Annotated in this window: 20 protein-coding genes and 1 tRNA gene; 4 read left to right on the forward strand and 17 right to left on the reverse strand. The window is 68.4% G+C overall.

Going from position 1 to position 24,956, the window contains the following annotated elements; genetic code table 11:
• Positions 1-50: 50 nt before the first annotated feature.
• The 3 genes from LYSHEL_RS04515 to LYSHEL_RS04525 all read right to left on the reverse strand — a co-directional run bounded on the left by LYSHEL_RS04515 (position 51) and on the right by LYSHEL_RS04525 (position 3,376).
• Positions 51-1,433, reverse strand: coding sequence for a pyridoxal-phosphate dependent enzyme (locus tag LYSHEL_RS04515; RefSeq protein ID WP_213436106.1), 1,383 nt, complete (start codon positions 1,431-1,433; stop codon positions 51-53).
• Positions 1,434-1,588: 155 nt separating this feature from the next.
• A complete protein-coding gene (locus tag LYSHEL_RS04520) occupies positions 1,589-1,804 on the reverse strand; it encodes an HP1242/YdcH family protein (RefSeq protein ID WP_213436108.1) in 216 nt (71 codons plus the stop codon).
• A 318-nt stretch (positions 1,805-2,122) separates the two neighbouring features.
• Positions 2,123-3,376, reverse strand: coding sequence for an OmpA family protein (locus LYSHEL_RS04525; protein WP_244858665.1), 1,254 nt, complete (start codon positions 3,374-3,376; stop codon positions 2,123-2,125).
• A 156-nt stretch (positions 3,377-3,532) separates the two neighbouring features.
• Here LYSHEL_RS04525 and LYSHEL_RS04530 point away from each other — a divergent pair, with 156 nt between their 5' ends.
• Complete coding sequence (locus tag LYSHEL_RS04530) at positions 3,533-4,645, forward strand: PilT/PilU family type 4a pilus ATPase (protein ID WP_213436110.1); 1,113 nt, start codon at positions 3,533-3,535, stop codon at positions 4,643-4,645.
• 25 nt (positions 4,646-4,670) lie between these two features.
• Here LYSHEL_RS04530 and maiA read toward each other — a convergent pair whose 3' ends face one another.
• From maiA to LYSHEL_RS04575, 9 genes are all read right to left on the reverse strand, one after another.
• Positions 4,671-5,336, reverse strand: coding sequence for a maleylacetoacetate isomerase (gene maiA, locus LYSHEL_RS04535; RefSeq protein WP_213436112.1), 666 nt, complete (start codon positions 5,334-5,336; stop codon positions 4,671-4,673).
• A gap of 73 nt (positions 5,337-5,409) precedes the next feature.
• A complete protein-coding gene (locus LYSHEL_RS04540; RefSeq protein ID WP_213436119.1) occupies positions 5,410-6,402 on the reverse strand; it encodes a fumarylacetoacetate hydrolase family protein in 993 nt (330 codons plus the stop codon).
• A 109-nt stretch (positions 6,403-6,511) separates the two neighbouring features.
• Positions 6,512-6,586, reverse strand: a tRNA-Gln gene (locus LYSHEL_RS04545).
• Between the two features lie 80 nt (positions 6,587-6,666).
• A complete protein-coding gene (rpsI, locus tag LYSHEL_RS04550) occupies positions 6,667-7,059 on the reverse strand; it encodes a 30S ribosomal protein S9 (protein WP_213436121.1) in 393 nt (130 codons plus the stop codon).
• Positions 7,060-7,068: 9 nt separating this feature from the next.
• Positions 7,069-7,497 carry a 50S ribosomal protein L13 gene (gene rplM, locus LYSHEL_RS04555; RefSeq protein ID WP_213436123.1) on the reverse strand — a complete coding sequence of 143 codons (429 nt, stop codon included), beginning with the start codon at positions 7,495-7,497 and terminating at the stop codon, positions 7,069-7,071.
• Between the two features lie 148 nt (positions 7,498-7,645).
• Complete coding sequence (locus LYSHEL_RS04560) at positions 7,646-8,176, reverse strand: hypothetical protein (RefSeq protein WP_213436125.1); 531 nt, start codon at positions 8,174-8,176, stop codon at positions 7,646-7,648.
• Between the two features lie 13 nt (positions 8,177-8,189).
• Positions 8,190-8,627 (reverse strand): EF-hand domain-containing protein, encoded by a 438-nt coding sequence (locus tag LYSHEL_RS04565; protein ID WP_213436127.1) that lies wholly within the window; start codon positions 8,625-8,627, stop codon positions 8,190-8,192.
• Positions 8,624-9,832: a TIGR03032 family protein gene (locus LYSHEL_RS04570; RefSeq protein ID WP_244858666.1), complete on the reverse strand. Its 1,209-nt coding sequence runs from the start codon at positions 9,830-9,832 to the stop codon at positions 8,624-8,626. The genes LYSHEL_RS04565 and LYSHEL_RS04570 overlap by 4 nt, the downstream gene beginning before the upstream one ends.
• Positions 9,833-9,998: 166 nt before the next feature.
• Complete coding sequence (locus LYSHEL_RS04575; RefSeq protein WP_213436129.1) at positions 9,999-19,022, reverse strand: beta strand repeat-containing protein; 9,024 nt, start codon at positions 19,020-19,022, stop codon at positions 9,999-10,001.
• A gap of 218 nt (positions 19,023-19,240) precedes the next feature.
• Between LYSHEL_RS04575 and coq7 the strand changes: the two genes are divergently transcribed.
• Entirely contained in the window at positions 19,241-19,876 is a 636-nt protein-coding gene (coq7, locus tag LYSHEL_RS04580; protein WP_213436131.1) for a 2-polyprenyl-3-methyl-6-methoxy-1,4-benzoquinone monooxygenase, read from the forward strand.
• A 72-nt stretch (positions 19,877-19,948) separates the two neighbouring features.
• Here coq7 and speD read toward each other — a convergent pair whose 3' ends face one another.
• The gene (gene speD / locus LYSHEL_RS04585) at positions 19,949-20,740 is read right to left on the reverse strand and encodes an adenosylmethionine decarboxylase (protein ID WP_213436133.1); all 792 of its coding nucleotides are present in this window, start codon (positions 20,738-20,740) and stop codon (positions 19,949-19,951) included.
• A 162-nt stretch (positions 20,741-20,902) separates the two neighbouring features.
• On the opposite strand from speD, the gene crp reads away from it, so the two are divergent.
• Positions 20,903-21,595, forward strand: a complete 693-nt coding sequence (crp, locus tag LYSHEL_RS04590) for a cAMP-activated global transcriptional regulator CRP (protein ID WP_213436141.1) — start codon at positions 20,903-20,905, stop codon at positions 21,593-21,595.
• Position 21,596: 1 nt separating this feature from the next.
• Positions 21,597-22,055 (forward strand): GNAT family N-acetyltransferase, encoded by a 459-nt coding sequence (locus tag LYSHEL_RS04595; protein ID WP_213436143.1) that lies wholly within the window; start codon positions 21,597-21,599, stop codon positions 22,053-22,055.
• Here the strand turns inward: LYSHEL_RS04595 and LYSHEL_RS04600 are convergent.
• From LYSHEL_RS04600 to trpD, 4 genes are read right to left on the reverse strand one after another with little or no spacing between them, the layout of a single operon-like run.
• Positions 22,044-22,769 (reverse strand): haloacid dehalogenase-like hydrolase, encoded by a 726-nt coding sequence (locus LYSHEL_RS04600; RefSeq protein ID WP_213436145.1) that lies wholly within the window; start codon positions 22,767-22,769, stop codon positions 22,044-22,046. The genes LYSHEL_RS04595 and LYSHEL_RS04600 overlap by 12 nt on opposite strands.
• Positions 22,766-23,554, reverse strand: coding sequence for an indole-3-glycerol phosphate synthase TrpC (trpC, locus tag LYSHEL_RS04605; RefSeq protein ID WP_213436147.1), 789 nt, complete (start codon positions 23,552-23,554; stop codon positions 22,766-22,768). Before trpC ends, LYSHEL_RS04600 begins: the two co-directional genes overlap by 4 nt.
• A gap of 14 nt (positions 23,555-23,568) precedes the next feature.
• Positions 23,569-23,919, reverse strand: coding sequence for an antibiotic biosynthesis monooxygenase family protein (locus LYSHEL_RS04610; protein WP_213436149.1), 351 nt, complete (start codon positions 23,917-23,919; stop codon positions 23,569-23,571).
• Positions 23,916-24,956 carry an anthranilate phosphoribosyltransferase gene (trpD, locus tag LYSHEL_RS04615; RefSeq protein WP_213436151.1) on the reverse strand — a complete coding sequence of 347 codons (1,041 nt, stop codon included), beginning with the start codon at positions 24,954-24,956 and terminating at the stop codon, positions 23,916-23,918. The genes LYSHEL_RS04610 and trpD overlap by 4 nt, the downstream gene beginning before the upstream one ends.

The following is a 24,956-nucleotide window of genomic DNA, read 5'->3' on the forward strand; positions in this document are numbered from 1 at the left end:
ACCGGCGCGATTCTAGCATCGGCGGCTCGCCCGCCCCCCGGGCGAATGGGCTATTGCACCCGGCGGCGCAACCAGTTCAGCAAGTCGATCCGGGTGATCAGGCCGAGGAACGCGGTGTCCTGGGTCACGATGGCCACGTGGCCGCGGTCGAACACGGGCAGCAGGGCCTCCACCGGGGAGCGCACGTCGAGGATGTCGAGCTTGGACACCATCGCGGTGGACACCGGGTCGCGGAACTTCGCCTCGTCGCCGTAGACGTGCAGCAGGACGTCGGATTCGTCGACGATGCCGACGATCTTCTCGCCGTCCATCACGGGCAGCTGGGAGACGTCGTACAGCTTCATGCGCTGGTAGGCGGTGACCAGCAGGTCGGTCGGCGCCACCACCACGGTGTCCTTGCGCGAGAACGGGCGCAGGATCAGGTCGCGCAGGTCGCCGTGCGTTTCGCGCTCCAGGAAGCCGTTGTCCAGCATCCAGTAGTCGTTGTACATCTTCGACAGGTACTTGTTGCCGGTGTCGCACACGAAGACGAGCACGCGCTTGGGCTCGGTCTGCGCGCGGCAATACTTGAGCGCGGCGGCGAGCAGCGTGCCGGTGGAAGAACCGCCGAAGATGCCTTCCTTCTCCAGCAACTCGCGCGCGGTGAGGAAGCTTTCCTTGTCGGAGATCGCGTAGGCCTGCTTGACGCGCGTGAAGTCGGAGATCGGCGGCAGGAAATCCTCGCCGATGCCTTCGACCATCCAGCTGGCCGACTTGTCCGACAGCGTGCCGCGGTTGATGTACTCCTCGAGGATCGAACCGACCGGATCGGCCAGCACGAGTTCGGTTTTCGGCGAGTGCTGCGCGAAGCACCGCGAAAGGCCCGTCATCGTGCCGGAGCTGCCGCAGCCGAAGACGATGGCGTCGAGGTCGCCGCCCATCTGGCGCAGGATTTCCGGGCCGGTGCCGAATTCGTGCGCGGCCGGGTTGTCGGGGTTGCCGAACTGGTTGATGAAGTACGCGCCGGGCGTTTCGCGCGCGATGCGTTCGGCCATGTCCTGGTAGTAATCGGGATGGCCTTTCGCCACGTCGCTGCGCGTCAGCACCACCTGCGCGCCCATCGCCTTGAGGTTGAAGATCTTCTCGCGGCTCATCTTGTCGGGCACGACGAGGATCAGCTTGTAGCCCTTCTGCTGCGCGACGAGCGCCAGGCCGATGCCGGTGTTGCCGGCGGTGCCTTCGACGAGCGTGTCGCCGGGCTTGATGTCACCGCGCTTCTCGGCGGCCTCGATCATCGAGATGCCGATGCGGTCCTTGACCGATCCGCCCGGGTTCTGGCTTTCCAGCTTCAGGAACAGCGTGCACTTGCCGGTGTCGAGGCGCTGCGCCTGCACGACCGGCGTATCGCCGATCAGTTCGAGGACGGACTGGTGCACGGTGCTGCTGGTGGACATCGTGGATCCCGCGTGCGGCCGCGAACGTGCGGCGGAGCGGGCGATTATCCGTCGGGGCGCACGCGAAAGTCAGCGTGCGATTCGATGCCACCGCAGGCGGTGCCGGCTGGACGAGGACGCCGGCACCGCCCGCGACGGTGTGGTTGCGGCCGGGGTCAGTGTTCCCGGTCGTAAAGGCTGGTCAGTCGATCCTTCGCAGCGAGCTTTTCGCGCTTCATCTTCTGCAGGGTCAGGTCGTCGACGGGGAGCACGCCGAGTTCGGCGTCGAGTACCTGCTTGTCGAGTTCCTTGTGGCGCTGGTACAGGCTCTTGAACTCGGGGTTGCCCTTGATCAATGCCTCGAGTTCCGCCTGTGGTTGCCCTTCGAACATGGTCAGCCTCCTCTTGCTACTGCATGAAAACGCGAACGCCCCGGGCCGGGTGGCACGGGGCGTCCAGGAGTTCGATCGGGATGGCGCGAGCGGCGCGCGGAGCCTGCATCCGGGCGCCCGCGCCGGAAAGTCCGGCCGCGCGCTCCTCATCTGCAGGTGTCTGGGTCATCGGCCTTCCGTTTCGAATCGGCCGAGCGAGGGTGCGCTCGGGAGTTCGACGCTACTCCTCCGCCGGTGGCTCGGCAAGGGCGCCGACGCCGATCCGCAGGGTTTCGCCGACGTTCGGCAACGCAGCGTCAAGCCATTGAAAAGAAAAGGTTATTTGGCCGACACGATGATCTCGACGCGGCGGTTGCGCGCCCGGCCCGCGGCGGTCGTGTCGTCCGCGATCGGAGACGATTCACCCAACCCCGTGGACTGCATCCGGGCCTTCGGGACGCCACCGGCGGCCAGGGCCGCGAGTACCGCGCTGGCCCGCCGGGCGGACAGCGCCTGGTTGGCGGCCGCTTCGCCCTGCCCGTCGGTATGGCCCTCGATCTTCACGCGCGGCGCGGGGCCGGCCTGCAGGTAGGCGGCCAGCGCACGCAGGCTGGCGGTGGCCGAGGCGGTGAGCGTGGCCTGGCCGGATGCGAAGGCGTCGCCGCCGAGGGTGAAGACTTCGCCCCGGGCGTCGCGCTTCGACGGCGGCAGCGACCCCCCAGCCGTGAGTTCGGCTTCCTTGCGGGCCAGGGCGGCGTCTTTTTCGCGCGCCGCGGCGAGTTTGGCGGCCTGGTCGCCGGCGACGTCGAGGATCACGTCCTCGGCCTGCTGGCGCGCGGCGGCTTCCGTTTCGGCGGCGGCGCGCAGGCGCTGGGCTTCCTCGGCCTGGATCTGCGCTTCTACGCGCAGGCGTTCGGTTTCCTGGCGCGCGCGTTCGGCGTCCTGGCGGCTGGCTTCGACCAGCAATTCGCTGCGTTCGCGATCCAGGCGATCGACGTCGCGGCGCGCGGCTTCGGTGCGCGCGGCGAGTTCGGCGGTTTCGGTGCGGCGGCTGGCGACCTGCACGGCATGCGCGCGATCGCGACTGCGCGCCGTGGCGATGGCGTCGATGGACTGGCGCGCGCGCAGGCGTTCGTAGGCGCCGAAGCCCTGCAGGCGGGCGTCGGCGTCCAGCGACAGCAGACGCTGCGAGAGCGCGGCCGCGGGATCCGTGCCGGCCGGCACGCCCTGCGGCGCGGGCCATGCGACCGGCGCGGGTTGGTCGCCGGCGCCGAGTTGCAGGCGCTGGCGCAGTTCGGTGATTTCGTTGGCGCGCTGCGTGTAATCGGCCTGGGTGGTGGCCGCGCGGCTGCGTGCGAGGGCGAGTTCGCCATCGGTGGACGCGGACTCGGCCAGCAGGCGCGCCTGGTCCTCGTCGCCCCGGGCCATCGCCGATTGCGCAGCGCCCAACGCGCTGCGCGCCGATGCAAGTTCGGCCGATGCGTACTGGTCCGCGTCGGCGCTCTCCGCGCGCGAGACCGCTTGTTGCGCCGCGGACAACTCGCCGGTGGGCGGCGGCAGGCTAGCGCAGCCCGCGAGCGCGGACGCGATCACAAGGCCGCAAATCCACGCGTGTTGCGTTTTACGGAAGTGTGCGAAGCTTGGGCGCATAGGGGTGCCGTGCTGTTCTGAAGGGGGACGACGCGCGGTCATTGTGATGAAGCCGGCGCCGTGCATGCAATCGGCCGCCAAGACACGAGGGTACGGCACATGGACATCGGCTATTTCCTGAAGCTGATGACGGAGAAGAACGCGTCGGACATGTTCCTGACGACCGGTGCTCCCGTTTACATCAAGGTCGAAGGCAAGTTGTACCCCCTCGGCAACACCGGCCTGCCCCCGGGCATGGTCAAGAAGATCGCCTATTCGCTGATGGACGAGGGCCAGGTGCCCCAGTTCGAGCGCGACCTGGAACTGAACATGGCGATCGCGCTGGCCGATTCCGGCCGCTTCCGCGTGAACGTGTTCAAGCAGCGCGGCGAGGTGGGCATGGTGATCCGCGCGATCCGCAGCGTGATCCCGTCCATCGAAGAGCTGCAGCTGCCGCAGGTGCTGAAGGAAATCATCATGGCCCCGCGCGGCCTGGTGCTGATCGTCGGCTCCACCGGTTCGGGCAAGTCGACCACGCTCGCCTCGATGATCGACCACCGCAACAGCACCTCGTCGGGCCACATCCTCACCATCGAGGATCCGATCGAATACCTGCACAAGCACAAGAAGTCGATCGTCAACCAGCGCGAAGTCGGCCTGGACACGCACGCCTTCCACAACGCGCTCAAGAACGCGATGCGCGAGGCGCCGGACGTCATCCTGATCGGCGAGATCCTGGACGCCACCACGATGGAAGCGGCGATCGCCTTCGCCGAAACCGGCCACATCTGCCTGGCCACGCTGCACTCCAACAACGCCGACCAGACGATCGAGCGCATCCTCAACTTCTTCCCCGAGGCCGCGCACAAGAACGTGCTGATGAACCTCGCGCTCAACCTCAAGGCGGTGGTGTCGCAGCGCCTGGTGGTCGGCGTGGATGGCCGCCGCATGCCGGCCGCCGAAGTGCTGATCAACACGCCGATGATCCGCGACCTGCTGCGCCGCGGGCAGGTGCACGAGATCAAGCAGGCGATGGAAGAGTCGCTGGAAGCGGGCATGGAGTCGTTCGACCAGTGCCTGTTCCGCCTCTACAAGGAAGGCCGCATCGAGAAGGAAGCCGCGCTGCAGGCCGCCGACTCGCGCGATGGCCTTGCGCTGAAGTTCCGCCTCTCCGAGGGCGGCACCGGCGAACACGATCCCTACGCGGACGTGTTCGAAACCAAGATCGGCTGAAACCCCCGCCGCGCGCGAGCGCGGCTCAGGTGGGTTGCGGGGCGTCCGGTTGCATTTCCGGGCGCGCCGCGTCGAAGGCCGGCAACGCCAGGCACGCCGCTTCGATGCGCTGGATGGTCGGGTACTTGCCCAGGTCGATGTTGAACCGCCGCGCGTTGTAGACCTGCGGGACCAGGCAGATGTCGGCCAGCGTCGGCGCGTGGCCGTCGCAGAATTCGCCCGTCGAAGGATGGTCGGCCAGCATCGACTCGAATGCGGCCAGGCCGTCGCCGATCCAGTGGCGCACCCATTCGTCGCGTTCGGGTTGCGGCACGTGCCATTCGCGCTCGAAGTACTGCAGCACGCGCAGGTTGTTGAGCGGATGCACGTCGCACGCGATCAGCTGCGCCAGGCCGCGCACGCGCTGGCGGTCGCGCGCGGTGGCGGGCAGCAGCGGCGGCGAGGGCCACACTTCGTCCAGGTATTCGAGGATGGCCATCGACTGGCGCAGGTTGCGCTGGCCGTGTTCGAGCACCGGCACCAGGCCTTGCGGATTGGCGGCGCGGAACGCGGGCGTGTGCTGGTCGCCGCCATCGCGCAGCAGGTGCACCGAGGCGATGTCGTACGGCAGTCCCTTGAGGTTGAGGCCGATGCGCACGCGGTACGCAGCGCTGGAGCGCCAATAGGAAAACAGCCGCAACCGATCGTTCACGAGGCTCCCCCGAGCGCCTGCCGCGTGGTGCGGCAAGGCACATTAGCTTGCCCGCCTGCCGGGCGGAAGACCGTCAGCCTGCCGCCGACTGCCGTTCGATCTTCTGGTCGATCGCGCCGAAGATGCTGTGGCCGGCCTTGTCGAGCATTTCGATGCGAACGCTGTCGCCGAATGACAGGAACGGCGTGACCGGCTTGCCCTGCTCCAGCGTTTCCACGGTGCGCTTCTCGGCGAAGCACGAGGCGCCCTTGCTGGTGTCTTCGTTGGCGATGGTGCCCGAGCCGACGATGGTGCCGGCCGACAGCGGCCGCGTCTTCGCGGCGTGCGCGACCAGCTGCGCGAAGTCGAACTGCATGTCCACGCCCGCTTCCGGCGCGCCGAACCACTGGCCGTTGATGTGCGTGAGCAGCGGCAAGTGCACTTTGTTGCCTTGCCAGGCATCGCCGAGTTCGTCGGGCGTCACGAAGACCGGCGACAACGCCGACCGCGGCTTGGACTGCAGGAAGCCGAAGCCCTTCGCGAGTTCGCCCGGGATGAGGTTGCGCAGCGACACGTCGTTGACGAGGCCGATGAGCTGCAGGTGCATCGCCGCGCGTTCGGGGGAGACGGCCATCGGCACGTCGTCGGTGATCACCACGATTTCGGCTTCCAGGTCGATGCCGTAGGCCTCGTCGACCACCTTCACCGGATCGCGCGGGCCGAGGAAGCCGGCACTCGTGGCCTGGTACATCAGCGGATCGACGTAGAAGCTTTCCGGCACTTCGGCGCCGCGCGCGCGGCGCACGCGTTCGACGTGCGGGAGATACGCGCTGCCGTCGACGAATTCGTACGCGCGCGGCAACGGCGCGGCGAGCGAACCGACATCCAGGTCGAACACGTCATCGGGTTCGCCGCCGTTGAGCACGTCGTACAACGCGTTGAGGCGCGGCGCGGCGTTCTGCCAGTCTTCCAGCGCGCGCTGCAACGTCGGCGCGATCGCGGTGGCGCGCACGGCGCGCTTGAGATCCTTGGACACGACGACGAGGGTGCCGTCGCGGCCGCCCTCCTTCAGGGAAGCGAGCTTCATGCAGTGGCCTTGGCGTTTGCAGCGCGGGGGAGCGCGAGGCCCGCGATTGTGGCGCGCCGGTTTGAATCCTGCAAAAGAAAAACCCGCCTTGCGGCGGGTTCTTCGGATTTGGCAGCCCCGGATGGATTCGAACCACCGAATGCCTGAGTCAGAGTCAGGTGCCTTACCGCTTGGCGACGGGGCTGTGGCTGCAATTTTGGAACTCGGGCGGCCGCGATTGTAGCGCGGCCACCCGTCAACACACCGCTTACGCGTTTTCCAGAATCAGCGCTTGGAGAACTGCGTCGCGCGGCGGGCCTTGTGGAGGCCGACCTTCTTGCGTTCGACTTCGCGGGCGTCGCGGGTCATGAAGCCGGCCTTGCGCAGGTCGGTCTTCAGCGACTCGTCGTATTCCACCAGCGCGCGCGAGATGCCGAGGCGGATCGCGCCGGCCTGGCCGGTGATGCCGCCGCCTTCCACCGTCACGAAGATGTCGAACTTGTCGGTCGACTGCGTGAGCTCGAGCGGCTGGCGGACGATCATGCGCGCGGTTTCACGGCCGAAGAAGTCTTCGATCGTGCGGTCGTTGATGGTGATGGTCCCGTTGCCCTTGCGCAGGAACACGCGGGCGGTGGAGGACTTGCGGCGGCCGGTGCCGTAATTCTGCTGGATTGCCATAGGGAGCTCTTAGAAATCCAGCGGCTGCGGCTGCTGGGCGGTGTGCGGATGGTTCGGACCGGAATAAACCTTCAGCTTGCGATACATCGCACGGCCGAGCGGATTCTTCGGGAGCATGCCCTTGACGGCGGTTTCGAGGACGCGTTCCGGGTGGCGCTCCAGCGCCTGGCCCAGGGACTCGGTCTTCAGGTTGCCGATGTAACCGGTGAACCGGTGGTACATCTTGTCCGTCAGCTTCTTGCCGGTCACGTGGATCTTCTCGGCGTTGATCACCACGAGGTAATCGCCGGTATCGACGTGCGGGGTATAGACGGGCTTGTGCTTGCCGCGGAGGCGGCGGGCGAGCTCGGAGGCGAGCCGGCCGAGGGTCTTGCCTTCGGCATCGACCACGTACCAGTCACGCTGGACGGTCTCGTTCTTGGCGCTGAAAGTCTTCATGCGTAACTCGTGTGGGTACATGGTCGGGCTGGTTGCGGGGGCGCGAGGGCCCCGCGGAACGTCGCCGCGTGATGTAGGGGCGGAACAAAAGAGGCGGAATGATAGCGGCCCCACCGGGGCGTGGCAACCCCGGTGAACCCCTGCCCGCTCAGGCCGTGCGGCGGACCGGGGCCTGGGCGCGGCGCTGGAGCGGCGCCGGCGGGAACAGCACCGCGTCCTTGAAATACACGACTTTCAGCTGGAACCCGCGCGGCGAGTAGCCGATGAACGTGGCCCCGGTGCGCGGTTCGACGGCCTGGGTGTAGCGGCCGTTGAGCGTGGCGTTTTCCAGCTCCAGCAGCACGCCGATGCTCTCGGGCTTCTCCTTGTTGGCCGCTTCGAGGATGTCGAGGGCTTCCTGGAAGAACGGCACCGCGCCCTTGTTGCCGCGGAATTCCGGCGCGAAGAACTGGCGGTAGTAATACGTGGGCTGGCGCAGGCGCGGGATGATCCGCAGCAACGCGGTCCCGACGCCGACGATCTGGCCGTCGGCATCGCGGGCCACGACCACGGCCTGCTTGGCGCGCAACGCAGCACGCGCCGGATCGGCGAGCGCGCCGTGGCGCGTCCAGAAATCGACCAGTTCGGCCTGCAGTTCCGGCGTCGTGGTGCGCCAGACGTTGGTGGTTTCGAAAGACACGGTGTGGCCTGCCTTATTTCTTCGGTGCGGCGGTCGCGGGCTGCGACTTCGCCAGGGTCTTCAGGGCGTCCAGGTATTCCGGGAAGTCCAGCGACTGGTTCTTGTCCTTGTCGAACGCCGACATCGGCGGCGCGTTCTTGCCGGCGCGCTGCACGAGCATCATCTGCGCGTACTCGCTGGCCTGGAGCTTGCCGTCGTGGTTCGCGTCGCGGCGCTCGAACTCGGCGTGCAGCCGCTGCACGGTCAACGCATCGCGCACCTGCACGAAGCCGGCACGGAACTCGTCCTTCGAAATCGAACCGTCGTGGTTCGCATCCCACGCGGCGAACATCGCATCGGCGCCCTGGCCCTGCTCGGCCGCGGCCGGTGCCGCGACGGGCTTGCCCGCCTGCTGCTGCGCGAACGCCACCGGCGCCACGAGCGCCGCCATCAACACGATCCAGGTCTTCATGCCACCACCTCCGGCTGCGCTTCGGGTTCGAACGTGATCAGCTCGCGGATCTCCGCGGTGCGCAGGCCGATCATCATCGGGTTGACGACGTTGGGCAGGAAGCTGATGTCGAAGATCTCGGAGATGTCGCCTTCGAAGCGGATCCAGTTCAGCACGTCGCCGTTGGCCAGCGAGACGATCTGCACGCCGCACCACGGTTCGACGTCGCGCTTCTTCAGTTCTTCGTCCAGCTGCAGGCCTTCGAAGCGCTGGTTGCGCGGCTTCGACAGGCCCACCGCGGCCACGTTGCCCACGATCGACAGGCCGCGCAGGAAGCCCGGGAACCACGCGGTCGGCACGAACGCCTTCTTCGCGAAATCCACGTAACCCAGGTGCCCGGTGCCCGCGTTGAGCACCCACAGCTTGCCGTTGGCCCAGCGCGGCGAATGCGGCATCGACAGGCCTTCGCACACGATCTCGTCGGTCTCCACGTCGATCACCACGCCGCCGCTCATGCGGCGATCGCGCCAGCCATCCACCGCGTCGGACTTGCACACCGCGGTGACGTACTTCGGCTTGCCGTCGACCATCGCCAGGCCGTTCAAGTGGCAACGATCTTCCGGCGCGAGCTTGCTGATAAAGCTCGGCTTCCAGATCGGCTTGAAGCTGTGCGTCTGGCTCAGCTCGGCCAGGCACGAATACTTGGTGTTGACGAACACCACGCGGCCGTCGCTTCGGATGCCGAGTTCGTGGATGTCCAGGTCGCCGATCGTCTGCGCATTGCGCGGCACGTAGCACTTGTCGAACTTGCCGTGGATCGATTCGCCCGGGCGCAGGATGTTCTCGAAGCGCCACAACTGGTACAGGCCACCGAGGTAGATGCGCTGCGCGTTGCCGACGATGCCCATCGCGCGCTCGAAGATGCGCTCGAAGAACGACACGCGGCCCTGCTGGTCGCTGCCGACCAGGTACACGCGGCCGGTCTGGTACGAGGAGATCGCCAGCGACACGCGATTGCTCGACAGCCACGAAGCCAGCCCGCGCGAGCAGCTCTTCTCGACCTGCAGCTTGGTCAGGTCCAGCGGCGGCTTTTCCGACTGCGCGGTGTTGAGGGTTTCGTTCCGGGGTTCCGGCGTGGCCGGTGCGGCCGGCGCCTGCGGTGCGACGGCGTCTGCTGCCTGCCCGGCGGCCGTGTCGGCGCCGGCAGTCTTTTTCTTGCTTGCCACGAAGTTCTCCGAAATGACGTCTGCGATCCCAGCGCCACAGTTGAAACGATTTCGCGGTCGCGGGCCAGCGTCTTTCGCGGGCCGGCGATGAATCGTTACGAATGTCCCGGCTGAACGCGCCCCCGGATGCGACGGGGCCCGGCGGAATCCGCCGGGCCCGCGTGCCTTACCAGGTGTAGCGCAGGCCGACCTGGCCGCCGAGGATGCTGTCGAACGCGCCGCCGTCGGTCCAGTTCAGGCCGCCGAAGATGTCGAGGTTGCCCATCTTCACGTTGGCGCCGACTTCCAGCATGCCGCTGGTGCCTTGCGTCGAGGTGTGGCCGGTGAACGTGTCGGCGATGGTGAAGCCCTGCTCGCCCTTGAACTCGCGGATCACGCTCAGCGCGCCGTACGGGGTCCAGTTCGCGCCGGAGGCCGTGGTGAACGACTGCTCCAGCTCCAGGCCCGCGCGACCACGCGAGGACGTGCCGCCGTGGATCTCGAAGCTCGCCAGGTCGCCGTGCAGGATGTCGACGTTGGAGACTTCCGAACGCGTGTACTGCACCTGCGGCACGAGCTTCAGGCCGCTGGCCGAAGTCCACACGTTCCAGCCCGCTTCGACGTTGAACGCACCCACGTCGCCGCCGCTTTCCTGCTTGCCGCCGGCCGAGGTGAGGTCCGCGTCGAAATGCATCCAGCGGTACGACACGTCGGCGTAGAACCCGTTCGGCGAGAGGTACGTCATGTACAGGCCGGCGGTGTCGCCCTTGAGCTTGTCGGAACCGAAGCCGTTGTCGAGCGACTGCTTGCCTTCGCTCTTGCCCAGCGTGGCGCCGATGAAGAAGCCATCGGTCACGTAGGCGTTGACGCCCGCTTCCACGCCGCTGTTGGTCTGTTCGAAACCGAACTGGCCGTTCTGCGGCATGTTGTCCAGCGTGAACTGCGGCGTGATCGTGCCCTTGTCGTGGAAGACGCGGACCCACGCGCCGGTGTCGCTGTCGCCCATGCGCGAGAACACACCCATGCGCTGGCGGAACGTGCCGACCTGCGTGGTCATCAGGCTCTGCGCGCCGGTGGCGATGTCGCCGGCGAGCGAACCGGTGTCGTTCACGCCGTCCATCGCGACCGTGATGTTGAACAGGTCGGCGGTGGCGTTGGCGGTGTTGATGCGCTCGGTGACGCCGACCTTCAGGTTGACGAAGTTGTTGGCGTTGAGCAGCACGCGGTCGATGGAGAAGGTACCGGCCGTGAACTCGCCGGCCTTCGATTCGCCCGTGACCGAGACCACCGGGATCGACAGGCCCGCCACCGTCTTCGGCAGGTCGAGCACGCGCACGTTGAGCGCCTGCTTCGTGCCGTCGGACACGTTGCCTTCGATGTACAGCATGTCGCTGGTCCGGTTGAGCAGGCTGACGTCGACGTTCAGCGCACCCTGGCCGGCGAAGTCGCCGTAGATGGTGAGCGTGTCGTCCGGCGCGCCGTCCAGGAAGCTGATCGTGCCGTTGTTGGTGAAGGCGATCGGGTTGAGCACCGAGACCGGCGCCGCGGCGATGGCGTGCAGGTTGCTCTGCATCAGCGGCGCGGCGGACAGGCCCGTGCCGAGGTCGATGCTGCTGTCGCCGTTGACCGAGACCAGGCCCGCGTTGGTGAACACGTTGCCCGCGCCGGAATTGCCGCCCAGCGAGATCGCCGCGTTGTTCATCACGATGGTGCCGCCGGCCGCGTTGACGATGCGATCGTCGCCGCCGCCGAAGTCGGTGCCGTGGCCGCGCACGATCCAGGTGCCGTGGTTCTGGTTGGTCAGCACGTCGTTGCCGTCGCCGAGCACCAGCGCGCCGTTGAGCATGCCGGCGTTGCGGATGTCCTCGACGCCGTCGCCGCCGGCGATCGCCACGCTGTTCTCGACGCTGGAGGTCGCGACGATCGTGCCGGTGTTGGTGACCACCGACGTGCCGTCGGCGTACAGGCCCATGGCGATCGCGTAGCCGGCGTCGATCGCGTTGATCGTGCCGGTGTTGTTCACCGTGACGTCGCCCGCCGACTGCGCGACCAGGCCGACCGTGTTGCCGGTGTGGCCGGTCGCCGTGATCGTGCCGCTGTTGGTGACCGTGCCGTCGCCGTACTTCGCGCCGACCAGCGCACCGACGGCCGCACCGGAGGTGCTGGTGGCGGTGATCGTGGCGGTGTTGGCGAGCGAGACGTCGCCGCCGAGCACGAACGCGCCGATGGCCTGGCTGTCGTGGCCGGTCGCGGTCGCCGACAGGGTGGCGCCGTTGTTGACCGACGCCGTGGCGCCGAAGACCAGCGCACCGGCGGCGAAGGCGTCATCGCCGGTGGCGGTGGCGCGGACCACGTTGGTGTTGTGGAAGGACGAGGCGTCCGAATCGACCTGCACGCCGAACGCGCTGGCGATGCCCGTGGCCGTCACCGTGCCCGTCGTGTTGACCGAGGCGCTGGTGTTGCCCGAGGCGCGGATGCCGATCGCCTGGTCGGCGGCGGCGATCGTCGTGCCGCCGACGTTGACGTTGGCGATGTCGCCGTCCGCACCGACGCCGAGCGCGTACTGGGTCGCGGTCGCGTGGATCGTGCCGTTGCCGGAGACCGACACCGTGCCGTACGCGCCAGCCTGGATGCCGAACGCGGCGTCGTGGCCGAGCGCGTCGATCGTGCCGGCGTTGGCCACCGTGGTCGCGTCGCCGTAGGCGTTCACGCCCGTGGCGTTGCCGTTGGTGCTGCGCGCGTTGAGCGAACCGCCGTTGGTCACCGCGGTCGTGGCGTATTCGCCGTAGGCCGAGATGCCGAACGCGTTGCCGTCGACGGCCGAGGCGATGACGTGGCCGGTGTTGCCGATCGCCATCGACGTCAGGCCGTAGGCGTAGATGCCCGAGGCCTGGCCGTTGCCGGTGGAGGTCGCGGTGATGTCGCCGCCGTTGGCGATGGTGATCGCGTCGGCGTCGACTTCCATGCCCGCCGCCCATTGCGTCGCCGTGGCGACGATCGCGTGGGTGTTGGTGATCGAGACCGCGCCGCCGCGGGAGAAGATGCCGTCGGCGAAGCTGTCGTCGGAGGTCGCGGTGATGTCGCCGCTGTTGCGGACCGTCACCGAGGCGCCGTCCAGGCCTTCCGCGCCGATGCCCATCGCGTAGCCGTAGGCGCCGGCCGCGATGCTGCCGCGGTTGTCGACGAGCACGGTGCCGTAACCGTAGGCCGCGACACCCTTCGCATCGCCGTACGGGCTGGTCGCATCGACGTGGCCGGTGTTGGTGATCGCGAGCGCGTCGTTGGCGAAGCCCTCGATGCCCATCGCCATGCTGTAGGTGCTGTCGAACGCCTGGGCCGAGACGTCGCCGGCGTTGGCGATCGCAACGGTGTCGCCGCGCGTGTCGATGCCCGCGGCGAAGTGCAGGCCGGTGGCTTCGACCGAGCCGCCGAGCGCGTTGGTGACGTTGACCTTCTCGCCTTCGGCGAACACGCCTTCGGCCCACGAAGAACCGGAGCCGGCGTGGATCTGGCCGCTGTTGGTGACGGCCGTCAGGTCGCCGCCGGCGCCATCCAGGTCGCGCGCCATCACGCCGATCGCGTAGCCGTAGTTGCCGAACACGGTGACGTCGTTCGCGTTGGTGACCGTGGTGTTGCCGTACGCCGACGCGTCGATGCCGACCGCGCGATCGTAGGCGTTGACCGAGACGCTGCCGTGGTTGGTGACGATCGCATCGCCGACCGAGGCGTACGCCAGCAGGCCGGTGGCCGCCAGGCTGTTGCCCGACTGGAGCTGCGTGACCTGGACCGAGCCATCGTTGAGGACATCGGCCTGCGTGCTGCCATGCGCGGCGAGGCCCACGGCGCCGGACACGCCGGACACGGTGAGGTTGCCGCCGTTGGAGGCCGAAGCGGAGTCGCCGCTGGCGGCGCCGCCCACGGCAACGCTGTAGCTGTTGGTCACCGTCAGGTCGTGGACGTTGCTGACCGAAGCGTTGCCGTCATCCGACTGCGCGCCCAGGCCGATGGCGAAGTCGCCGTTGACCGTCACCTTCACCGTGCCGGTGTTCACGACGCTGGCATCGCCCTCGTACGAACCGGCCACCAGGCCCGCGCCGTAGACGCCGGCGAGGACGTTGACGGTGCCGCTGTTGGTGATCGAAGCGTTGCCGAACGCGGCGTAGGCGTTCGCGCCCATCGCGACTTCGGTGGTGCTGTCGATGTTGTACTTCGGGAAGGTGAACGTGCCGCCGGCGCTGATCGTGCCGGCGTTGTCGATCGACACGTCGCCGTAGGACGACGCGGCGTAGACGCCGGTGACCCTGCGGTTGAAGGCATCGGTCACCTGGATCGTGCCGTCGCTCGTGTTGGACACGGCCACGTCGCCGTCGTAGGCGTGCGCGAGGATGCCGGTGGCGTCGTAGCCGCCCGCACCCGTGACGATGCCGCCGTTGGTGACCGACACCGCGCCGGTGGCGTCGGCCAGCAGGCCGACGACGCTGGTGTTGCTGTACTTGCCGGCGCTCGTGTTCACGATGCCGGTGGTGTTGATCGTGGCCGACGTGTCGCCGAAGACCTGGATGCCGACCGAGCGCGCGCCGGTGCCGTTCACCGCCACGCCGCCGGCGTTGTCCACGCCCGCCACGTCGCCGTCGGCGAGGATGCCGGTCGTGAAGGTGCCGCTGCCGTTGCCGCTCGCAGTGACCTGGCTGGTGGCCGAAGCGTTGACCTGCACGACGCCGTACCCCAGCGCCATGATGCCGGTGGCGTTGCCGTCGCCGGTGCTGGCGCGGACCACTCCGGCGTTGGTCACCGTGTTGGAGATCGTGCCCCAGCTGTAGCTGCCGATGGCCATACCCTGGTAGACCGAGGCCGAAACGTCGCCACCCGCCAGGTTCTGCACGACGGCCGTGTCGCCGTAGACGTCCATGCCGAGCGCGTTGCCGTTGTTGGCGTGCGCGTAGATGGTGCCGTCGTTGACGCCGCGCGCGAAACCGACCGCGTAGGCGTACAGGCCGATCGCCGTGCTGCCGTCGGCGCTGGCGCGCGCGTCGATGTCGCCGTGGTTGATCAGGATCGAATGCGTGTTGCCCAGGCCCACCATACCGGTGGCGGCGAGGGTGCCCTGCACGTCGAGCGTGCCGCTGTTCGTCGAATCCACGTCGGTGCCGGCGGCGAGCACGCCGTAGGCGGCGCCGTCGTACGCGCGGACGATCACGTCGCCGCCGTTGGTCGTGATGGCGTGGTCACCGATGCCGTTGCCGGCGATGGCGAATTCGCCGTACGCGTTGCCGTGCTCCGCGGTGGCCCACATGTCGCTGTTGTTGCGCACCGTGGCGTCGTCGTTGGCGCGTGCGAACAGGCCGAAGGCGTTGCCGTCGTACACGTACGCATCGACCGAACCGCCGCTGCTGAGGATCGACACCGCGTCGCCGCGGCCTTCGATGCCCGCAGACCAGTAATCGCCCTTCGCCACGATGTCGCCGGTGTTGGTGACGTCGACGTTGGTCGCGTTGGCGTAGATGCCGTCGCCGACCGCCGCGCTGGAGATCGAGGAAATCGTGCCGGTGTTGGTCACCGTCGCATCGAAGGCGGCCAGCGCCTGGATGCCGTACGACAGGCCGAGCGCCGAAGCGCTCAGCGAGCCGTCGTTGACGATCGTGACGTCGCCGTAGTTCGAATACGCGGCCGCCGCGATCGCGTTGGTGTAGCCGCGCGCGTCGACCTTGCCGTCGATCGTGTTGGTGAGCGTGGCGCCGTAGTAGCCGCCCGACAGCACGCCGTAGGCGCGGCTGTAGTACGACTGCACGTCGACGTCGCCGTTGTTGGTGGCATCGGCCACGCCGTAGTCGGCGCGCGACCACATGCCGTAGGCGCCGCCGTTGGAGCGCACGATGATGGTGTCGTCGTTGGACGTCGTCGCGGTGCCGAACAGCGAACGCGCGATCTCGCCGCGTGCGCGCGTGCCGCCGCCGGCGAACAGCGTGCCGTCGTTGGTGATGCTGGCATCGCCGAAGAGCGTCAGCGCTTCCATGCCGACCGAGGCACCGGCCGCCGACGACACGAGCAGGCCGGCGTTGGAGGTGGTGGCGAGGTTGTTGTACGAGTACGCCAGCGCGCCGAACGAATTGCCGGCATTGGCGAAGGCATAGATGACGCCGCTGTTGTCGACGCTGGCATGGCTGAACAAGCCGGTCGCATAGGCGCCGTACGCGTTGTCGCCCTGCGCCACGATGAGCCCGGTGCCGGTGTTGTCGACCGTGGCGATGCCGGTGTTGCCCTGCACGACCGCACCGAACGCGGTGCCGCCGCGCGAGACCGCGTTGACGATCACGCGGCCGTCGTTGGTGAAGGAGCCTTCGACGTCCGCCGACAGCGCGAGCGCGCCGTAGGCCGCCGAACCACCGGTCACGTTGAGCGTGCCGTACTGCGTGTTGTGGATGATCGCGCCGCTGTCGCCGGCGGCCACCAGGCCCTGCGCGACGCCCGCATACGGCGCGTTGATGTTGACGCTGCCGTTGTTGGTGACGACGCCCGTGCCCTGGAAGGCGCGGCTGACCGCTTCGATGCCGCTCACGGACGCCGTGCCGCTGGCGTTCACCGTGCCGTCGTTCGTCGCCGTCGCCGCCTGCCCTTCGTTCGAGCTGCGCACGCTGATGCCGGTGGCGAACGAACCGTCCACCTGCACCGTGCCGCCGACGTTGTTGGTCGCCGTGGCGGCGTACGCCGCGCGGATGTCGATGCCGGTGGCGTAGGCGCCGGTCGCGCCGATGAAGGCGCTGTTGTTGACGGCGACGTCGCCGCCCGCGGCGAGCACGCCGACCGCGAAGCCGTCGCCGACGCGCGCATTCGCGGAAATGTTGCCGCCGTCGTTGTCGACGGTGACGAAGCCGCCGGCGGCATAGATGCCGGCGCCGGTGGCGTAGCCGTCGGCATGGACGATGCCGGTGTTGGTGACGTTCACCGCGCCGCCGACGGCGAGCACGCCGAGCGCATCGGTGTATTCCGAGCGCGCATCGATGCCGTTGTCGTTGGTGACCGTGATCGCGCCCGCACCGTTGGCGAACGCACCGTAGGCCACGCCGAAGGCGTCGACGTCCACGTTGCCGGTGTTGGCGATCGCGACGTTGCCGCCGCTGGACGTGGCGTACAGGCCATACGCGCGGAAGTAACCGGTGGCGGTGACGTCGCGGCTGTTGGTGATGCCGGCGCCGTACGCGCCTTCGCTGTCCAGGCCGAACGCGACCAGGCCCGAGGAGGAGACGCTGCCGCTGTTGGTGATGTCGGTGTACGCACCGACGGCGAGAACGCCCTCGGAGATGAAGCTGTTCGACGTCGCGGCGATGTCGCCGTCGTTCTTGACGCTGGCGTTGTAGCCGCCAACGAACGCGCCGATCGCCGCGCCGTCGGCGGAAGCGCCGACGCTGCCGCCGTTGTGGATCGAGGCATCGCCGTTGACCGACAGCGCGTACATGCCGTACGCGCTGTTCACGCCGCCGGCGTTGATCGTGCCGGTGTTCTCGGCGTGCGCGGTGCCGGTGCCGTAGGAGATCGCGTACAGGCCCTTGGCGTTGTCGCCGGAAACCTTCAGCGTGCCGAGGTTGGTGGCATTCGCGTCACCGGCCACGGAGATCGCCTGCAGGCCCAGCGCATCGCCGTACGCCGAGGTGACGGCGAGCGAGCCGTCGCTGAACGTCGTGGCGTTGCCGCCGCCGTAGGCGAGCAGGCCGAAGGCGTTGGCATCGATGCTGTCGACCGTGATCGTGCCGGTGTTGCTCGCCATCGCGGTGCCGTTGGCGCCCGCGTAGAGGCCCATCGCGGCAAAGCTGCCGTCGACGTCGAGCGTGCCGCCGTTGGTCGCGTTGGCGGACCTGGCGCCTTCGGCATCGATGCCGATGGCGACGTACCCGCCGGAGACCGTCAAGGTCCCGCCGTCGGCGTTGGTGCCGCTGGCCGTGTCGCCGAGGACCTGCATGCCGATCGCGTTGCCGAACAGGGCGGTCGCGCTGACGTTGCCCGTGTTGTTCGCGGTGGCGTTGCCGCCCGCCGTGGCCTGCATGCCGAGCGCGTAACCGAGCGAGGTGACCTGGACGGTGGCGGAGTCGCCGTTCGACGCCATTGCGTTGCCATACGCGGCATCGGCGTCGAGGCCGATCGCGCTGTAGCCGCCGGACACGGTCATCGCACCGTTGTTCATCGCGCGGGCGTCCGTGCCGTAGAACGACGTGGCGCCGACGCCGGTGCCGTAATCCCCGCCGGAGACGGACATCGTGCCGTTGTTGGCGCCCAGCGCCGTGCCGTACACCGAAGTCGACGTCACGCCGATCGCGGTGCCGCTGTTGTTGGCGTCGGCGACGAGCAGGCCGTTGTTGCCGACATCGCTGGTGCCGGAGACGGCATAACCGAACAAGCCGGCCGCGATGCCGTAGGCGCCCGTCGCATGGGCCCCGATGCTGCCGCCGTCGTTGCTGATCGTCGCGTCGGTACCGGCGGACACGTACACGCCCATCGCCTGGCCGTAGGCGCCGGTCGCGGTCGCGCTGATGTCGCCCGTCTGCAGCACGTAACCCTGCGCGGCGACTTCCATTTCCACGCCAGCGGCCCACGTGTAGCCGGTGATGTCCATCGTCCAATCGGCGTCGAGCTCGTCGATGCCGCCGAGCGAGACGAACCAGCCATCGGCGAGGCCCGTGTTCGACGTCACGGTTATGTTGTTGCCGTGCGGAGAGACGTACCAGTTGCCCGGGAAATTGCCCGGGTTGCTGTAGCTGAAGAACACCTGGTCGTCGAGGCCGCCGCTGCCGCCGCCCGGGCCGGGCGCGACGAACGACTGCACGTTGGCGATATCGAAGACGCGATCGAACGCATCGCCGCCGCCCGGGCCCACCGGGCCGGCGTACTGGAGATCCGTGTCGGACAGCGCGGCCGTCAGGCCGAGGTCGCCACCCACCACGCTCGCGGGAAGATCGGCGTCGCGCACCAGCGTCAGGTCGACCACCGGCACCGACGGCGCGAAGGCCGCGTGCTGCGAGAGGTCGGCATGCTGCGCGGCGAAGGCCGGCGCTTGCGTGGTGTGGACGGGGGCGCTCGCCAGGGCCAGGCCGGTGCCGGAGAAGGCCAGCGCGGCGGTGGAGACGGTCAGGACGCTGCGGATGGCGCGCGTGACGGGCGAAACGGAATAACGACGTGCGACGACGGCACCCTTGCGGGCACGGTTACGTTCGATCTTCAAGTTGTTCCCCTGATGTGTTTTACGAATCCGCGACGTCGCCCACACATCGGCGCACGACGGATCCAACCCCTGTGACCCAGGTCCCAAATGAGACCCCGGCCCGCGGAGTCTAAGCGTGAACTCCCTCACAAAGGAATAGGGAGGCCGTTCAGGAACGCGCCCCGACATGTCCCCAGCCTGAACGGGTTCAGCCACCGGTCGCGGCTAGACTGCCGCCCATGCGCCAACTCAACCCCCTCGACCAGCTGCTCGCCGATGCGCAGAACGCGCTGGGCACCGTCTTCGGCCGCCCGGACGCGGTCCGCGCCAACCCCGCCGGCGACCGCGCCGACGTGGTCCTGGACGACGAAGAACGCCGGCACGCCGCCGGCCTGATGCGGATCAACCACGTCGGGGAGGTCTGCGCGCAGGCCCTCTACGTCGGCCAGGCCGCCGTCGCCCGCGACCCCGTGACCCGCGCCGCCCTGCTCGCCGCCGCCGCCGAGGAAACCGACCACCTCGCCTGGTGCGCCGACCGCCTCGGCGAACTCGACGCGCGCCCGAGCCTGCTCAACCCGGTCTGGTATGCGGGCAGCTACGCGATCGGCCTGCTCGCCGGGCTCCGGGGCGACGGCTGGAACCTGGGCTTCGTGGTGGAAACCGAGCGCCAGGTCGAAGCCCACCTGCACGAGCACCTCGAACAACTGCCCGCCGCCGACCTGCGCAGCCGCGCCATCCTGGAAACGATGAAGGCCGACGAGGCCCGCCATGCGGACCACGCCGAGGCGCAGGGCGCGCGATTGCTGCCGCAGCCAGTGCCTGCGGTGATGGCGATGGCGTCGAACCTGATGAAGGCCATTGCCTACCGGATCTAGGGCTGGCGTGACCCCACCCAAAGAAACCCGCCGATGGCGGGTTTCTTTTTGACCTCCGCGGAGGGGAGGTGCTTACTCCACCAGGTTCCGGCCGTGGTAGAGCTCTTCGATCTCGCGCTTCAACCGCGCTTCGATCTTCATGCGTTCCTTGAAGGACAAATTCTTCGCCTTCTCCTCGAACAGGTAGTTGTCGAGGTCGAACTCCTTCAGATGCATTTTCGTGTGGAAGATGTTTTCCTGGTAGACGTTGACGTCGAGCATCTCGTAGCGCGACTTCACGTTCTTGGCCAGGTAGTCCTGGATCGAGTTGATCTTGTGGTCGATGTAGTGCTTGCGGCCCTTGATGTCGCGGGTGAAGCCGCGCACGCGGTAGTCCATCACCACGATGTCCGATTCCAGGCTTTCGATCAGGTAGTTCAGGGCCTTCAGCGGCGAAATCACGCCGCACGTGGCCACGTCGATGTCGGCGCGGAACGTGGCGATGCCGTTGTCCGGATGCGTTTCCGGATACGTGTGGACCGTGATGTGCGACTTGTCCATGTGCGCGACCACCGCCTCGGAGATCACGCCCTTGGCGAGCGCCTTCTCCACCACCGGCTGTTCGCTGATCAGGATCGTCACCGACGCGCCCTGCGGGTCGTAGTCCTGGCGCGCCACGTTGAGGATGTTGGCGCCGATGATCTCCGCCACGTCCGTCAGGATCTGCGTGAGGCGGTCGGCGTTGTATTCCTCGTCGATGTACTCGATGTAGCGTCCGCGCTGCTCTTCCGACACCGCGTAGCAGACGTCGTAGATGTTGAAGGACAGCGCCTTGGTCAGGTTGTTGAAACCCTGGAGCTTCAGGCGCGGCAGCGGCTTGACCATCGGTCGGGACCTCGAAGGGTGCGCGGCGAAGGGGGGCCGGCGAGGGGCGCGATTATGCGGCATGCGGCCCCCGCGGGGCATCGCGTCACGTGCACGCACTATTCCGCTGGCTCGGCTTTGGGGCTACGCTCCGGCGATCCCCCGAACAAAGCCCAAGTGCCCATGAGCCCCAACCTGCCTGCGCACGCCACGCCGCTCCGCCGCGCGATCAGCCCGCTCGCGCCGGATGCCGCCACGCTCGAACGCTTCCTGGCGCAGTGCCACCGCCGCCGCTACCCCACCCGCACCGACGTGTTCCGCCCGGGCGACCCGGCCGGCACGCTGTACTACGTGGTCAACGGCTCCACCAGCATCATCACGGAAGAGGACGACGGCCGGGAGCTCGTGCTCGGCTATCTCGGCACCGGCGAGTTCGTCGGCGAGATGGGCCTGTTCATCGAAACCGAGCGGCGCGAAGTCGCGCTGCGCACGCGCACCCCGTGCGAACTGGCCGAGATCAGCTACGAGCGCCTCTACCAGCTGCTGCTCGGCCCCCTGATGCAGGACGCCCCGCGCATCCTCTACATGATCGGCTCGCAGCTCTCCCGCCGCCTGCTCGACACCAGCCGCAAGGCCGGCCGCCTGGCCTTCCTCGACGTCACCGACCGCATCGTGCGCACGCTGCACGACCTGGCCCGCGAGCCCGAGTCGATGAGCCACCCGCAGGGCACGCAGTTGCGCGTCTCGCGCCAGGAGCTCGCGCGCCTGGTCGGCTGCTCCCGCGAGATGGCCGGCCGCGTGCTGAAGAAGCTGGAAACCGAGGGCAAGCTGCACGCCCGCGGCAAGACCGTCGTGCTCTACGGGACGCGCGGCTGAGATGGGCGGCGCCGACGCCTCCGGCGCCACGATCCGCGTGCGCGGCGTCGAAGCCACCGACGCCGCGGCGGTCGGCACCCTGCTGGATGTCCTCGGGTATCCGTGCACGGAGGCCGAAGCCGTCGGGCGCATCGCGCACTACCGCACCGACGACCGCCAGTTCCTGCTGCTCGCCGAACGCGACGGCACGCCCTGCGGCCTGGCCGCGGTGAAGCTCAACTACTCGCTCACGCGCGGCGCCGACGTCGCGCGCATCACCGCGCTCGTGGTCTCGCCGGATTGCCACGGCGAAGGCATCGGCCGCCGCCTGCTGCGCGAAGTGGAATCGCGTGCGCGCAAGGCGGGCGCGGTGCGCCTTGAAATCACCAGCAACCCCTCGCGTACCGGTGCGCACGCCTTCTACCACGCGTGCGGCTACGCCGATGGATCGCGGCACTTCGTGAAGCTGCTAGGCGACTGACGCCTTCGGCGCGTCGCCCCCGCGGCTCGCGCACCCCCAGTTGAGGATCGGCGTCCCGGGCGGCAGCGCGGCGCGGAAAGCATCGATGCGACCGGGCTTCGGGTTCACCACCACCGGGCGCTTCGCCGCCTGCAGCAACGGCAAATCCGCCCAGCTGTCCGTATACGCCACTGCGATCGGGCCATAACCGGCGTCGCGCACCATGCGCATCTTGTTCGCGTGGTGGCAGTGTTCGCGCGTCACGAGGCCGCCGAGGAACGGGCGCGACAGGCTCCCGATCACGGGCAAATCCTGGTGCGCGACGAAATCGAGGATGGCGCGCGCGAGTTCCGGCGGCGCGCCCGTGGCGACCAGCACGCGATCGCCGGCGTCGCGGTGCTTCTGCAGCACGGCGAGCGCGACGGGTAACAGGCGGCGCCGGATGTTGGGCGCATCGTGCGACACGTAGTCGTCGATCAGCGCATCCAGGTCGTTGCGCGCGTGCAGGCCGAGCGTGCCGATCCAGAGGAACCCGGAGATCCCGTAGCGCCGCGTGGGCAGGAACGCCACCAGCGGCAGCAACACCGGCAAGGCCAGCAACGCCGCGATGCGCCGCGGCCAGCTCCGCTTGAGCAGCCACAGCACCAGGTGTCCGCCGGAATCGCCGTCGTAGAGCGTGTGGTCGAAGTCGAACACCACCAGCGGCGCGCCCGGCATCGGCGTCATCGCGCTCATGCGAACAGCTCGCGCAGCGCGGTGCCCGGATCGCGCGCGCGCATGAAGGCTTCGCCGACCAGGAACGAATGCACGCCGTGGTCGCGCATGCGCGCCACATCGTCGCGCGTCGCGATGCCGCTCTCGGTGACGAGGATGCGGTCGGCCGGCACGGCGTCGCGCATGGCGATGGTCGTGTCGAGGCTGACGTCGAACGTGCGCAGGTTGCGGTTGTTGATGCCCAGCATCGGCGCGGGCACCTGCAGCGCGCGTTCGAGTTCGTCGATGTCGTGCACCTCCACCAGCACGTCCATGTCCAGTTCCAGCGCGAGCACGGTGAGGTCGGCCAGGCGCACGTCGTCGAGCGCGGCGACGATCAGCAGGATGCAGTCGGCGCCAAGCGCGCGCGCCTCGTACACCTGGTAGGCATCGATGGTGAAATCCTTGCGCAGCACCGGCAGCGAACACGCCGCGCGCGCTTGCTGCAGGTACGCATCGCTGCCCTGGAAATGGTCGACGTCGGTAAGCACGGACAGGCACGCCGCGCCGCCGGCTTCGTAACTGCGCGCGATCGCGGCGGGATCGAAGTCCGCGCGGATCAGGCCCTTCGACGGGCTGGCCTTCTTCACTTCGGCGATCACCGCCGGCAGGTCGAGCGCGCGCTTCGCCCGCAACGCCTTGACGAACCCGCGCGGCGGCGGTTGCGCGAGCGCCGCCTCACGCACCGCGTCGAGCGAGCGCAGGGCGCGGCGCTCGGCGACTTCTTCCGCCTTGCGTTCGAGGATGGTCTGCAGCACGTCGCGCATCGAATTGTGTCCTTTCACGCCACGGGCCGGGGGATCGGCTTGCCATACGCGCGCTCGACTTTCGCCACGCGCAGTTCGAAATGGTCGTACCAGTGCTTGCGGCCGTGCGCGCGGATGGCGGCGTGCTCGGCGTGGTGCTTCCACGCCAGGATGGCCGCTTCGCTGGCCCAGTAGCTCACGGTGATGCCGAAGCCGTCGGCGCCGCGCGTGCTTTCCGCGCCGAGGTAGCCGGGCTGCTGCGCGGCGAGTTCGAGCATGCGGTCGGCGGCGGCGCCGTAACCGGCGTCGTCTTCGGCGTTGCGTTGCGAGGAAAAGATCACCGCGTAGTACGGCGGCTCCGGGAGTTTCGCGAACGACGTGTTCATGCGGGCTTGCCTGCGAGCGCACGCGTGGCGGCGAGGAATTCGTCGAGCTTCGCGCGCGCCGCACCGGAGCGGATGGCCTTGCGCGCGAGCGTGATGCCTTCGGCGATCGACGGCGCGACGCCCGCGACGTACAAGGCCGCGCCCGCGTTCAGCACGACGATCTCGCACGGCAGGCCCGGCGTGCCGTCGAGCGCGGCGAGCAGCAAGGTGCGCGATTCGTTCGCATCCACCACGCGCAGGTTGCGCGAGGCGGCCATCGCGATGCCGAAGTCTTCCGGGTGCACGTCGTACTCGCGCACCACGCCGTCGCGCAGTTCGCCGACCAGCGAGCCGGCGCCGAGCGACAACTCGTCCATGCCGTCGCGGCCCCACACCACCAGCGCGCGTTGCACGCCGAGTTCCTGCAGCACGCGCACCTGGATGCCGACGAGGTCGGGATGGAACACGCCCATCAGCACGTTCGGCGCATCGGCCGGGTTCACCAGTGGGCCGAGGATGTTGAACATCGTGCGCACGCCCATCTCGCGGCGCACCGGCGCGACCACTTTCATCGCCGGATGGTGCACGGGCGCGAACATGAAGCCGATGCCGGTGCGTTCGATGCATTCGGCGACTTGTTCTGGCTCGAGTTCGATGCTGGCACCGAGCGCTTCCAGCACGTCGGCGCTGCCCGACTTCGACGACACGCTGCGCCCGCCGTGCTTGGCCACGCGTGCGCCGGCGGCCGCGGCGACGAACATGGACGCCGTGGAAATGTTGAACGTGCTCGCGCCGTCGCCGCCCGTGCCGACGATGTCGACGAGGTGCATGCGATCGCGCACCGGCACCGGGCGCGCGAATTCGCGCATCACCGACGCCGCGCCGGCGATCTCGCCAACGGTTTCCTTCTTGACGCGCAGGCCGGTGAGGATGGCTGCGGTCATGGTGTCCGAGACTTCGCCGCGCATGATCGCGCGCATGAGATCGACCATCTCGTCGTGGAAGATCTCGCGGTGTTCGATGGTGCGCTGGAGCGCTTCCTGCGGCGTGATGGGCAT

The organism is Lysobacter helvus (assembly GCF_018406645.1).
GTDB lineage: Bacteria > Pseudomonadota > Gammaproteobacteria > Xanthomonadales > Xanthomonadaceae > Noviluteimonas > Noviluteimonas caseinilytica.